Genomic DNA, 13,952 nt, shown 5'->3' on the forward strand with positions numbered 1-13,952 from the left:
AGGCAGAATAATTCCACATACGTGTACCGGATTATCCGAAAGTTTAGGCAAGACCTGATGCTTTAATACAGGCTATCTGGACATGGCCAGTGAACAAGCCTTGATTTTATCAATAATCTGTTGGATTTTTACCGGTTTGGTAAGGTAGTCGGTCATCCCTATCCGCAAAGCCTCATCCACATCTTCTTTAAAAACACCGGCAGATAAACCTACAATACTTACTGATTTCCCATATGGAAGGGTTCTGATCACTTTTGTAGCATCCATCCCATTCATGCCTGGCATTTGGTTGTCCATAAAAATCAGGTCGAATTTTTTTCCTTCCACTATTTTCACTGCTTCCATCCCATTCATCGCTACTTCGGGGGTATATCCCATTTGCTCCAGAAGCATGATCATAAACTTGAGATTAATCTCATTATCTTCAACAACAAGGATTTTTAAGGGGTGGTCTTCAGCCAGGGTTTCAAAGTCGGTTACCTCTTCCGTACCTGACATTACATGTAAAGTGGTATTTTCCTCTCCATTGATATGGGAGATAAGGGTAAAAGAAAACAGGGAACCTACTCCAAGTTCGCTCTCTATTTGTAAAGCCCCTCCCATCAATTCAATTAGTTTATTGGCTATTGCCAGGCCCAGACCAGTACCCTGGTACTCTCCGTTTGAAGCAGCCCCCACCTGGGTAAAAGGCTTGGTGAGTTCAGGCAGCTTTTTCTGATCAATTCCCACTCCATCATCCTGAACTGCGCAGGATAAAATGAGATTATTGGAAAATAATTTTTCTCCTTTCAGGGAAATGTGAATTTTTCCTTTTTTTTGAGAATACTTTACGGCATTGCCGATAATATTGAAAAAGATTTGCGCCAATTTTTCCTTATCCAAAACAATGGCATCTGGCAGTGATTCATCTATTTCCAATTGAATTTGTAAAGCTTTTTCCTTCACCATTCCTGAAAAAATATTAATGATCCGTTCCATTTCCTGTTTCAAATTAAACAGCACAGGATACAGCTCCATCCTACCCGCTTCAATCTTTGAATAATCCAGAATGTCATTGACAATATGGAGCAGGGACTCGCCGGAATCACCAATTATGGAAAGCAATTCTTTTTGTTCTTCCGACAGCTTGGTTTTGTTCAGCAAACCGGTGATCCCCAGCAAACCATTTAGCGGTGTCCTTATTTCATGACTCATATTGGCCAAAAAATTAGATTTCTCTTTATTGGCAATTTCAGCTTTTTCTTTTGCATCCCTTAAACCTTTCTCCCAAAGCTTCTGCCCTGTAATATCCCTGGCCACAGACATCATCCTCCCTTCATCCAGTTTAAAAAACCTGACCTCAAAAAATCTCCTGCCAATGTCCAGCAACAGATCCAACTCTTCCGTTTGCATTTTCCCGGTCATTACAGCCCTTTTGAAGGCCCTCATGGCCTTATCACCTGCATCTCCGGAAAGGATTTCACTGATGTTTTTTCCCAGGGATTTTTGAGGAGGCTGTAATAAAAATTCATCATTCTGGACATAATAATCCAGGAAATCGCCCTGATTGTTGTAAATAAAAATGATATCCGGAAGACTGTTTAAAACAGATCTCAACCGATTCTCACTTCGGATCAATTCCTGATCAGCAATATATTTATCATGAATATCAGAGCATATGCCCACATCGCCTAAAAACTGGCCTGTCGAACTGTAAATCAATTTCTCAAATATTTTTACCCTTACCGGGCTTCCGGTATTTCGGGTCATGGTCGCTTCAAAGTAATAAAAATCTTTTTCCTCCTTGATGGCCTTGTTTTTCGTAAGCAAAAAGGCGTCTGCATCTTCCTCCATCAAATGAAAAGGGCTAAGTGCTAAAAACTCCTGAGGGGTGTAACCCAAGACCTCCTTCACATTGTCACTCACCTGATAAGGGATCAATTTTTCATCATGATAATAAATAAATCCCTTGGACTGCTGCAATAATATAGTTTGTTGCTTTAAAAGATTATCCAAATCCTTAGATTTCTTTTCTAATAATTGGTTGTTTTCGCTTGTCACCTGGAAATACCTCGATAAAAAGAATACGAACAATAAAAGCAAAGCAAAAAGCGAAAGAAAAAAGTAAAAGTAAGTTCCAAAAATCCCGGATACAATAGTAGCCTTATCCTGAGAAAAAACGAAAGCCAAAGAAGTATCTAAATTAATAAGGGAAAAGGGATATTGTATGATTAAATTTATTCTTTTATCCTCAACTTCATCATATTTTACCCAGCCCTCATATTCACCTCTCAGGCCTCCTTCAATTTCCCTGTTGATGACACCCTGAAGCGGTTCATCAAGTAAAACCAGCTCCCTAACCTCATTCTCCGCCAGATTAAAAAACACCCCGTCCATAAAAATGAGTTTATGGGTATCAGCCCCTAAATAGTAATTGGCGAGGTGATTGATAAAGTATTTTTCCAGGCTAAGCTTTACCAGTATAGTCACATTTCCCCTGCTTGACTTAATTCTGAAGCAATGCTGGCAGGTTTCTTTACCTATTGCTATTGAGGATTGAACGACTGAAAAATAATTGGCGTCGGATACATGGTATTTTTTTCTAAATTCCCCCTTCTCTATGATTAAAGTATCAATAAGGTTGATGTAATTGTTTAAAAGTCTACGTACCCTTGTTTCATCAACCGGATTTTCATCAAGGGACGGATTATAATTCAATGGTTTTTCCTGATTATTGGCGTAAAAAATAAGGTCTTCATTCAGGTTATTGAAATTTCTTTGGGCTTCATTGGCAGCAAGTTCTACCTGCCTACTTAAAAAAACCTTCCTGTTTTCAATCAGGTTTTCCGACAAGGAGCGGTAAAAGAAAAATGCCAGCATGACTGTAAATAAAATCGCCACTATACTCAGACCAATAAGCCACCAAAACTTCCTGGTCTCCGTTTGGCATTTATCCAATTTGCTTTCTGTCTTCCTAGTCATGGATATCCAATAAGTACCAGTCCATAATATTCATCTTCCTGCAATAGGTCATAAAACGCCTTCCCGCCATTTCAAAACTGTGAATACTTTCTTTCTCAAGTAAAAATTTGGATGCCATTCTCCTGACTTCTTTGCTTTTGCTTTTAAAAAGGTTAAAATCCTCTCTCCTAAAGCTATCTGAATGAATGGTTTGAATGTAAGCGTGGTTCTTCAAAGGAGGCAAACTTAAAGCTTCGATTGCCGCTGCCTTACCCGCTACAACGGTACCCTGGTTGTCGATCAACATGAGCTTTTTATCATATTTATCCAGAAATGAATCCATAAGGTCCGATAAGGTAATGTCAAAGCCCAACACCCCTTTCAATTCATTTTTATGATATACCGGATGAATCAGGGATAAAATCCAACCTCTGCCTACCGGGTCAATATAAACCTCCTCTACCCAGACAGATTCCCTGTTAGGATTTCTGTCTTCATCTGCAAGGTAAAAAAAATTGAAAGCTGTGATATCAATATCAGGCTCAATGGAATTTAACAAGTCATAAGGAGGATATAACCTGCTAAAATTACTGGACGAATTGAAGTAAACCTGACTGACCATCGGCCTGTTTTCAGTGATTTTCCGGAATTCCTCATCCATTAATTCCGTAGCAAAAACCTCCCTCACAGAACGGTTTTTGTTTTCAGCCAACAAGGATATAAAAACGGTGCTCCCTTCTCCTTCATTATTCCTGCTGTAAAAAAAACCATTTCCATCGGTCTGGAATTTATCAGCATTGACAAGTGCTGCAAGGCTATCGGATTTTTCGAACAATCCCGATGAAAAAACAGCTAATTGAGATATATCTTCCTCCAGTGGTAGTAAGTCCGCTTCTGCTTTATGAATCAAGGTATCTAAAAGCAAAAAATGGTCTTCACTCTCCATCTTTCTATCCGATTGACAGGCAGAAGAAATCAATAAAACCAAAATGGGTGTAAAAAATAAATATTTCATCTTTGAATATTTAAATATATTCAAATTTAAATATTTTCCATAGCAATATGAAGAGATTGTCGCATTTCATCGAATCTTTCTTTGACTTTATCAAAAAAACTCCCTTCCAATAGCTGATCAAGATCCTTCTCATCCAACACATCCATGGCAGGGACTTTAAAAGTTTGCTCTACCATACCGGAGTCAAATTTAAGCAGGTACTTATTGTTCCAATCAAAAAGACTGATCCTAATACCCTCTTTGCTGATTTCTCGAACTACCCTCATTCCGGCCTTATTACTTTTGCGGTATAAACGATCTCCGACTTGAGAGATGAAGCAACAGAACAATATTTATCAACAGCAAGCCTGACCACTTTTTCGAATTCGGCTTGGGTGGCGTCTGGAGAGGTCAGGACAAATAACAGGTGGATTGAAGTATAAAAAGAAGGGACACCATCATTCCTGATCCCCTCTGCCTCAATTTTAAAATCAGTTACCTGCTTTCGCTTTTTTTTCATCATCAGGACGGTATCAACAGCTGAACACCCTGCCAACCCGGAAAGCAGAAGTTCCATGGGTGACTGGTACTTTTTATCCTCTCCGGCATACATGTCAATATGGACCTTATTCCCAGTGGCATTTACTGACTCGTATTCATGGTCAGCAATCATTTTTAAGGTGATTGTTTTTTTATTCATGATTAACTTTAAGATAACATAAATTGATTGTTTGACACCAATTTATGGCCAAAACTTGATCTTTTGCAAAGATAAGAATTGAAAAGGAAAAAAACAGAACGCATTACCTTACTGTCTTTACTAAGACTTTGGCTGATAAACGCAGGTATCAATTCGACCGGTATAACTTGGAAAACATGAGCAATATCCTATTTTTACACAAACCATTGACTGATCTTTACCATTTGTAAACCAGAAGTATAAAAATGAAATTCTCTCTTTATTTAGGCAAATATAGTGGCATCAAAGTATTCATCCACTGGACCTTTTCGCTACTTATATTATGGATTATTATAGCCAACACCCGCTCCGGAACGCCAATCTTAGACACAGGATGGACAATTTTATTTGTTATTTTGATTTTTTTATGTGTGATTTTACATGAGTTTGGTCATGCACTCACGGCTCAAAAATATGGTATCCAAACCCGGGATATTATTTTGCTGCCAATTGGCGGGCTGGCGAGATTGGAAAAATTACCGGAGGATCCAAAGGAGGAACTTAAGGTAGCTCTGGCAGGACCGCTGGTAAACCTGGTATTATTTTTACTCTTATCCGTCATTTTATTTTTTACCGGTTTTGACTTTAATTTGTTGGAAGCACCAAAGCTGAATGGTTCAAGTATATGGCTTTTTCTGGCTTCGGCCAATTTTTTCCTGGCAGTTTTCAACCTGCTGCCCGCCTTTCCTATGGATGGTGGCAGGGTATTAAGGGCTTTGCTATCTTTCAAAATGCCCAGGGTAAAAGCTACAGAAATAGCAGGAGGCACCGGTCAGATCATGGCCATCCTATTTGTGTTTTTCGGGCTTTTTAACAATCCGCTTTTGGTCTTGATCGGCATCTTTATTTTTCTTGGAGCCCAGGCCGAAGTCAATCAAACCAAACAACATTCCTTTCTGGAGGGATTTATTGTTGGGGATGCGCTGATGAGCAAATTCCCGGTTTTGGCATATAATTCACCCCTGCAGAAGGCCGTTGACAAGCTTTTGGATGGTCAGGCAACCCATTTTGTTGTGGTGAAGGAAGACTCCCCAGTAGGCATCCTTAGCCGTGAGGGTATCGTACAGGGCCTTCAAGACCAAAGTGCGCAGATATCCATTGAAAAAGTCACTGACATAAATCCCCTGAAGCTTGAAATAACTTTGCCTCTTGAGGAAGCATTAAAGAAAATGGCCGCTGAAAACAAAAAAGTCGCATTGGTTTACGAGGCACAACATTTCATAGGTATACTGGATCAGGAAAATATTTCCGAATTTATCATGGTAAAAAATGCCATCACCCGATGATCCAAATACCTGATCACCCACATAGCATCCATCATGTAGAAATAAAAAAAGCCCTGGAAACCTCTGAGTCCGGAATATCCCAGGCTTCGGCAGAACAAAGAAAACGCCAATTTGGACTAAATGAAATCCCCGACAGGAGCAAAAAATCCCTCTGGAGCATTTTATTTAAACAGTTTCAAAACATCATGGTGTATATCCTGTTGGTGGCTGCCTTTATTTCCTTTTTGACCGGACATCAGGTAGATGTGATTGTAATCCTTGTGATCGTAGGTATTAACATTGCCATAGGTTTTATTCAGGAATATAAAGCGGAAAATGCCATGCAGTCCCTAAAAGGTTTTATGGTTCCGCAATGCAAAGTCATCCGGGAAGGAAAATTATCGACCATCCCTTCAAAAGAACTCGTCCCTGGGGATTTGATGAGTTTATCAGCGGGTGACTTGATACCGGCTGATGGTGTAATCTTCCAAACCCATGATGCCCAGGCCATGGAGGCCTCCCTGACAGGGGAAGCTGTTCCGGTAGAAAAAGATGCCAACCCGGGGCCGGAGGCAAGCCTTGTAGCCGACCGAAAAAACATGGTCTGGAAAGGCACCTTTCTTACCAGTGGTGAAACGCTTGCCTGGGTTACGGCTACAGGACTAAAAACCCAGCTTGGCCTGATTGCAGACAGCATTTACACCATCCCTCCCAAAGATTCAAATTTTAAGAAAAAATCCGACATGCTGGCCAAACAGATGGCCATCTTGGCAATTATAAGCTCACTTATCTTATTTTTTGCCGGATACTTTTTTCAGGAAATCCCTGTAAATGAGCTGTTACTAATATCCATAGCAGCATTGGTATCAGCTATTCCTGAGGGATTACCTGCCGTCCTTTCGATTGTACTGGCCATCGGTTCTTACAGAATGTCCAAAAAAAATGCCATTATCCGGGAAATTTCAGCAACAGAAAGCTTGGGTACAGTAAGTACTATTGTCACAGATAAAACAGGCACCTTGACCCAAAACACCATGACCATCAACACCCTTTGGCAAATCGGAGGGGCTGAGGTTTCTGTTTCGGGCGAAGGTTGGGAGCACAAAGGGGAAATTACTGGTAGTTTGGAGGATATAGCCGCTATGGATCAATTGTTGGAGATAGCTGCCCACTGCAATAATGCTACCGTTTCCCTCAGTGATACCGGCAAATATCAAATTTCAGGAGACCCAACAGAGGCTGCATTTGCTGTGCTGGCCAAAAAAGCTGGTGTAGAAAAAAAACTGCCTATCCTGGAAGATTTCCCCTTCAGTTCTAAATTAAAATACCGGTCTTCCATAATTGAAAAACCCGGTGGTCTTTTTAAGCTTTTTATTGGCGCACCCGAGATTATTCTGCTAAAATCAACCCGATTCATGGGTAAGGAAAGTTATCATCCACTTGATGCAAATGAATTGGCATTAAGCCACAAAAAACTGGATGATTGGTCAAAAAAAAGCTATAGGGTTTTGGGTTTGGCATTTAAACCTCTAAATGAAAATAGGGCTGAAGAAGAAGAAGAAGAAGGTGAAATGATCTTTTGTGGACTTGCTGCCATGATTGACCCACCACGCCCGGAAGTACCTGAAGCAGTAAAGGCCTGTCACGAAGCAGGAATCAGGGTGATTATGGCTACTGGAGACCATGCCCAGACTGCATTGGCCATAGGAAAAGAAGTGGGTATTGTTTTACCAGGGAGGGAGCAGGTGCTCTCAGAAGCAGACCTGTTGCAACTAAAAGGAAAGGATTTTGACAAGGCCATACAAGAAGTAGATATTTTTTCACGCCTTAGCCCATTAATGAAACTCCGGATTGCAAAATCCCTGCAAGATCAGGGTGAATTGGTAGCCATGACCGGAGATGGGGTTAATGACGCTCCCGCATTAAAACAGGCCAATGTGGGCGTGTCCATGGGAATCATGGGCACAGATGTAGCCAGGGAGGCCTCATTGGTGGTCTTGGCAGACGACAATTTCGCTACCATTGTCAAAGCTGTAGAACAAGGGAGAATTGTTTTTAACAATGCCAGAAGAACAAGTTTTTTTCTGGTCACAACCAACCTGGCAGAAATTCTTACGCTAATAGTCGCCATTGGAGCGGGATATCCCCTGCCCCTTACTGCTACTCAAATCCTTTGGATCAATCTGGTCACAGATGGGTTTTGTGATAAGGCACTTGCCACTGAAGCAGGTGTGGGAAATGAATTGAAAAAGCCGCCTGTGAACCCCAAAGAGAATATCATCAATAAAGAAGTTCTTCCTTCCTTGATTCTCAATACCATTTTTATGACAGGCCTGGCCCTTATCGGTTTTATGGTTTATTTGCCTCAGGGCCTTGATAAAGCAAGAACGATTGTTTTTATCATCTTGGCATTTACCCAACTTTTCAATGTATTCAATATGCGAAACCTAAAAGGTTCTGCCTTTAAAGTTGGATTATTCTCTAATAAATGGGTAAATTATGCTTTACTCATTTCGATATCCATACAGGTGCTGATTATCGAAGTTCCTTATTTTGCGGGTCTTTTTGAATTCCAAAGTATTTCCTTTTTGGAATTGTTAAGTTGGGTCTTCTTATCCTCCTTTGTGTTGTGGATCAATGAATTATATAAACTTATATTTATTAAAAATGAAATTTAAATTAAATACAGCAAGTCCGGATGAGGCAGTAAAAAATATTAAAAGTCACCAAAGGGTATTTGTGCATGGAAGTGCCGCCACCCCTACTGTATTATTACAAGCCCTGGCCAAAAGAAAAGAGGAATTAAAAGATGTTGAAATTGTGTCCATCACCACTTTAGGTGAAATGCCCCTGGCCACTGAATCTTGTAAAGGAAGCTTTTTTATCAATTCTCTTTTTGTTTCTGAAAACGTAAGAAAAGCGGTGAACAGCGAGCAAGGTGGTTATGTTCCCATTTTTTTGAGTGAAATAGGCCGCCTCTTCAGAAAGCAGATATTACCTATCGATGTAGCCATGGTTCAAGTATCTCCTCCGGATAATCATGGATATTGCTCCCTTGGCACTTCGGTAGATGTGGCCAGGCCCGCAGTAGATACTGCCCGTTATATTATAGCACAGGTCAACCATCAGATGCCCAGAACATTGGGAGATGGCCAGATCCACGTAAATAATATAGATGTGGCGATAGAAGTAAATGAGCCCCTTCCCCAGGTGGATTATTCCGCTAAACTCAATGAGGCAGATTATAAAATAGGCAACTACATAGCAGAAATGATTGATGACGGCTCCACCCTGCAATTGGGTATCGGGGGTATTCCTGATGCCGTTTTAAAATCCCTTGGACAACACAAGGACCTGGGTATACACACCGAAATGTTTTCTGACGGAGTTATAGATCTGTTTGAAAGCGGAGCGATAACCAACCGTTTTAAAAAGAAACATCCCGGAAAAGTGGTTTCCTCTTTTGTCATCGGCACCCAAAAGGTCTATGACAGTATTCATGATAACCCGGCTTTTTCTTTTCATGAGGCGGCCTATGTCAATGATACGGCCGTAATCAGAAAAAACCCCAAAGTCATATCTATAAATTCATGTGTAGAGATTGACCTCACGGGCCAGGTCTGCGCAGACTCCATAGGGAGTTACCACTATTCCGGAGTGGGTGGACAAATGGATTTTATGAGAGGTGCAGCCCTTTCAGAAGATGGCAAACCCATTATGGCACTGAGGGCCAGTACCAAAAAAGGAAAATCAAAAATCGTTCCCTTTCTAAAAGAAGGTGCCGGAGTGGTAACCACCAGGGCCCACATGCACTACGTGGTCACAGAATTTGGTGCTGCTTACCTTTATGGCAAAAACCTGCGGCAGCGGGCCTACGAACTTAAAAAAATCGCCGCTCCGGAACACCAGGAAGAATTGGACAAAGCCATCTTTGAAAGGTTTGGGAATTTCACCTACCCTCTCCAATAAAATACAAACCATGGAATTAGCTGTAGTGAATTGAGAAAAATCATACAGCTGATTTCATGTGTTTATAATTGTTTCTTAATGGTCACATGCTCGTCCGGATGACGTCAGTCGGACAGGAAATCTCGCATGGTTGTTAGTCATCCAAGTGTGTGACCGCTACATCATGCTAGATTTCATGAGATATTCATGCTTTTTTTAACTGAAGGGTGAATTGCGTCCCCAAACCTGAAAGGCTTTGCACATCCATCCTGCCACCATTAAGGGTCAGAAATTGCTTGACCAAAAGCAAACCTAAACCAGTGCCTTTTTCGTTTGCTGTTCCCACCATGGAGGGTATACGGCCTTCATCCTCTCCATTGATCAGGTTTTGATGGACCTCATCTATGCCGACTCCGGAGTCTTTAATGTGACAATAGACAAAACGTTCATCTTCCTCATAAAAAATACTTATGCGGCCATATTCCGGAGTGAATTTGATCGCATTACCGATCAGGTTTTGGATAATGATTTTAAGGTGGTTTTTATCCACCCAAGCAAGACCAGGCAGGCCTGAGGCTCCCTGGTGCCGGATCTCCAGGAATTTGGTCCTTACCTGAAAATTTAAATGCTCCAATACCCTATCCACCATCTCTGTCACGTCCACCACTGTAGGTTTGGCATCCATGCCGTCCATTTGGGTATTCGCCCATTCCAGCAAATCATTTAACAAACCTTCCGTATTTTGAACCTGTCCGGATAAAAGCGCAAAAACATCCTGCTCTTCCTTTTCGCTAAAATATCCTTTTCCCTTCATGTCAAGAAGTTGCTTGATGGCGTTAATAGGTGACCTCAAGTCATGGGATATAATGGACAATAACCTTGTCCTTACCTGATTTAACTCCTTTAAAGATTGATTTTGTTGTGTTATCAAATCCTTTTGCTGTCTGATAGCATTATTTTTCTTCTCCAAAGAGCGGTTGAAATGTTCTTTTAACCGCAAATGCTTTGAGAAAAAATAAAGCATACCAGCCAGCAACACAACTAAGACCACCAAAAAACCCATCAGTTTGTAGTGCTGTTGTATCAAGGTGTTGTCCCTTTCCTTTTCTGCTCTCAGTCGCTGATTATCTGTCTGGGTCAGGTTTAGCTGAAGCCTGGCCATTTGCCGGTTCTTGGCGGCATTATATAGGCTATCGCTGTAGGCTTTATGCGCCTGCAAATGATAAAAGGCTTTATCAAAAATAGCCAGTTCACTGTAAATCCGGCTTAGCAATCCCGTGATTTGTTGCAAATCCCAATGTGCCCCATGGGCTTCTGCAATCTCCAAAGCCTGTTTACCCAGATCCAGGGCATGTTCTATATCCCCTTTGTCAAAGTGAATTGCCGCCAAACCCGTCAGGGCAAATGACTTCTCCCAGTTGGTTAGTAACAAATCGTCGTACAATACTTCCAAATACAACTCCTCTGCCCGGTCCAAATCTCCCCTTTCATGGTATACCCTGGCCATTCTGTTTTTTACCATGAGGTTTAGCACTGACTTCCTATCTGCCTCCAAAAATACCATCGCTCTTTCCAAATGGTCCAAAGATCGATTTAAATCACTCAACTCATCGTAGGCAATTCCTAAATTGAAAAGATTTTTGGCCACTCCCAAGCTATCTCCGAGCAAGGTATTGCCCTCCAAACATTCTGTCAAAAGCTGAATGGCTTCCTCATATTCTTTATCCACCATTTGGATTAAAGCCCTTCCATTGGTTGCATAGAGAGACTCTTTTATGGCATTTGCCTGATCTCCAAAGTTCTTTGCCACTGCAAAATGTTCAAGGGCTTCATTATAGCCTCCTGAAATATAATGAACCCTTCCTGCCTGGTTATGAATCCGGGCCAAAAGCAAGGGATCATTGGTAGCTATTCCCAGACTTAATGCCTGGTTCACCAAGGCCAGTGACTCCTCCTTTTGATCGTATTGTAAAGCACTCGCTTTTTCAAGCAATGAGTCAATTCTATCCGAGGCCTGGGCCAATGATACTGAAAAGAAAATCGCTACAAGAAGAATAAAAATGGTGCATTTAAAGGGCATATTATCAATATTGACAATTATACAATAAGTAAAAATGTACAAACAAAAATAGCTAAATTAAGATTTTAAACAAATATAATTTCTATAAAATTAATTTAATATTATAAAAGTATTTTGTAATCAAAAAAACGCTTTTAAAATAACTCTTTCAACACCCTATGAGCTGCATGAAAACCGCACATACCGTGAATTCCTTCCCCGGGAGGGGTTGCAGAGGAACACAGATAAACCCCTTTGGCCGAAGTGCTGTAAGGAGAAAGTCTAAGAGCCGGCATGGTGAAAACCTGGCAAAGTCAGTTCCCTGGTGCGCATCCCCCCTCCCACCTGGTCTTTGCCTTCAATCAATAAAACTTTTAATCCATGTTAGACCAATACGATCGCGGCTCCAAGCCCATTAGGTCCAGAACCAACTACAACTGCGTCATAAAATTTATCAGGCATTAAGCTCCTTTTGATTCAATATTCTGGTTTCCATTGTCGGGGGCCAGCCTGGACAAGGCCAGCACAAATCTATCCAAATCGGCGGTACGGGTATACACATGAGGCGAAACCCGGACACAGTTGATATTGCCGTAACTTATGGAGGTGGTATGTATTTTATATTTACTCAGTAGTTGTTGTCCCAGTTCCTGTGGTGTCAACCCCCTCACTGATACTCCTGCAATGGCGCAACTATAGGCCGCTTTGAGAGAAGTATGAATTTTCACACCGGGAATGGTAAGGGCCTTTTCTGCCCAGTAATTTTTTAAATACCGAACCCTTTCCTCTTTTCTTTTGGCACCAATCCCATTGTGAAAATTCAAGGCTTCTCCTATGCCTTGTTCCAAAGGAAAACTTCGGGTCCCCAGCGTTTCAAATTTCCGGATATCAGCACTCCTGGGATCACCGTTACAAAGCAATGGCCAAACTTTGGAAATTTTGTCTTTTTTAATCCAAAGCATGCCTGTCCCTATTGGAGCCGAAAGGTATTTGTGCAAGCTGGTACCGAAATAATCCGCTTCCAGATCGGGAATAGTAAAGTCCAACAACCCAAATGAATGGGCACCGTCTACAATCACCTCCAGACCTCTATCATGTGCCATTTGACAAATTTTCTTTACAGGCATGATCTGCCCCACCCAGTTGATTACATGAGTGACATGGATGATTTTGGTCCTGGGGCTAATGGCCTTCCGGTAGGCATCAACGATTGATTCATCGTCCTCTACAGGAAAATCAAAAGAAATCTGTTTGTATACTATCCCTTCTCTTTGCTCCCTTTGGCTCCAGGCCTGCATCATGTTGGGATAATCTTGCTTGCATCCTATAACTTCATCACCCTTTTCGAGGTCCAAGCCATAAATAATGGTGTTCAAGGCCTCTGTTGCATTGCGGTTGATGGCCAATTCCTCCGGATCACAACCAGCTAGTAGTGCCAGTTTTTCTCTCAAAGGTTCCCTTCCCTGGTCAAGGATTCTCCACATATAATAGGATGGAGCTTGATTGGACATTTGGTTATACCGCTCCACCGCATCCAAAACCAGCTGGGGACTAGGAGAAACACCTCCATTGTTCAGGTTCAGAACCGGAGATGAGCTGGCTGGATAGCCTTGTTGGATGAAGGCCCAAAAATCCTCATTCTCTGCCATTCTTTCCGGAGACACATCCTTGTATAGTTGGCTTTTTGCCGCTAAATCTGCAGCAAACACCTGCTGATACAGGCTATTGACGGAAAAGGCTCCGGTAAGAACCGCTGCTTTTCTGAAGAATTCTCTTCTATTGGTTACAGGTTTCATTTTCAGAGATTTTAGTTAGTGGTTGATGTTAATAAATGAAAATTAAAGGCAGTAAGCTGCCTGGTTTTATTAAGAAGTCGACATCGACTTTTGCGAAAATAATCAAATTTATCGATTTTTTCTGATTGGCTGCTTTTACGCCTCCTGCTTCATCCTGAGAAAAAATTTGCTTCTGGTGTCAATTTATCGGAATTTTGGGGATTCAAACAAT

General features: G+C 41.4%; 9 protein-coding genes and 1 pseudogene. 3 read left to right on the plus strand and 7 right to left on the minus strand.

Annotated features, from left to right (window positions below; genetic code table 11):
• Positions 1-72 precede the first annotated feature (72 nt).
• Genes G9Q97_RS23940 through G9Q97_RS23955 form a run of 4 tightly spaced genes read right to left on the minus strand, consistent with a single transcriptional unit; the run spans position 73 to position 4,634 of the window.
• Positions 73-2,961, minus strand: a complete 2,889-nt coding sequence (locus G9Q97_RS23940) for a PAS domain-containing hybrid sensor histidine kinase/response regulator (protein WP_166151687.1) — start codon at positions 2,959-2,961, stop codon at positions 73-75.
• A complete protein-coding gene (locus G9Q97_RS23945) occupies positions 2,954-3,955 on the minus strand; it encodes a cache domain-containing protein (RefSeq protein ID WP_166151689.1) in 1,002 nt (333 codons plus the stop codon). The genes G9Q97_RS23940 and G9Q97_RS23945 overlap by 8 nt, the downstream gene beginning before the upstream one ends.
• 26 nt (positions 3,956-3,981) lie before the next feature.
• Positions 3,982-4,221: a hypothetical protein gene (locus G9Q97_RS23950; protein WP_166151691.1), complete on the minus strand. Its 240-nt coding sequence runs from the start codon at positions 4,219-4,221 to the stop codon at positions 3,982-3,984.
• Positions 4,218-4,634 (minus strand): OsmC family protein, encoded by a 417-nt coding sequence (locus tag G9Q97_RS23955; RefSeq protein WP_166151693.1) that lies wholly within the window; start codon positions 4,632-4,634, stop codon positions 4,218-4,220. Before G9Q97_RS23955 ends, G9Q97_RS23950 begins: the two co-directional genes overlap by 4 nt.
• A gap of 245 nt (positions 4,635-4,879) precedes the next feature.
• Here G9Q97_RS23955 and G9Q97_RS23960 point away from each other — a divergent pair, with 245 nt between their 5' ends.
• Genes G9Q97_RS23960 through G9Q97_RS23970 form a run of 3 tightly spaced genes read left to right on the plus strand, consistent with a single transcriptional unit; the run spans position 4,880 to position 9,907 of the window.
• Entirely contained in the window at positions 4,880-5,959 is a 1,080-nt protein-coding gene (locus tag G9Q97_RS23960) for a site-2 protease family protein (protein WP_166151695.1), read from the plus strand.
• Entirely contained in the window at positions 5,956-8,616 is a 2,661-nt protein-coding gene (locus G9Q97_RS23965) for a cation-translocating P-type ATPase (RefSeq protein ID WP_166151697.1), read from the plus strand. The genes G9Q97_RS23960 and G9Q97_RS23965 overlap by 4 nt, the downstream gene beginning before the upstream one ends.
• A complete protein-coding gene (locus G9Q97_RS23970) occupies positions 8,606-9,907 on the plus strand; it encodes an acetyl-CoA hydrolase/transferase family protein (RefSeq protein ID WP_166151699.1) in 1,302 nt (433 codons plus the stop codon). Before G9Q97_RS23965 ends, G9Q97_RS23970 begins: the two co-directional genes overlap by 11 nt.
• A gap of 184 nt (positions 9,908-10,091) precedes the next feature.
• Here G9Q97_RS23970 and G9Q97_RS23975 read toward each other — a convergent pair whose 3' ends face one another.
• From G9Q97_RS23975 to G9Q97_RS23980, 3 genes and pseudogenes are all read right to left on the minus strand, one after another.
• Positions 10,092-11,966, minus strand: a complete 1,875-nt coding sequence (locus G9Q97_RS23975) for a tetratricopeptide repeat-containing sensor histidine kinase (RefSeq protein ID WP_166151701.1) — start codon at positions 11,964-11,966, stop codon at positions 10,092-10,094.
• A gap of 273 nt (positions 11,967-12,239) precedes the next feature.
• Positions 12,240-12,407: pseudogene (locus G9Q97_RS25430) on the minus strand (NAD(P)-binding protein); the annotation flags it as partial.
• On the minus strand, positions 12,407-13,741 hold the full coding sequence (locus tag G9Q97_RS23980; RefSeq protein WP_166151703.1) for an aminotransferase class V-fold PLP-dependent enzyme: 1,335 nt from the start codon (positions 13,739-13,741) through the stop codon (positions 12,407-12,409). The gene G9Q97_RS23980 and the pseudogene G9Q97_RS25430, both read right to left, overlap by 1 nt.
• Positions 13,742-13,952: the final 211 nt, after the last annotated feature.

It is taken from the genome of Cyclobacterium plantarum, assembly GCF_011290685.1.
Taxonomy (GTDB): Bacteria; Bacteroidota; Bacteroidia; order Cytophagales; family Cyclobacteriaceae; genus Cyclobacterium; species Cyclobacterium plantarum.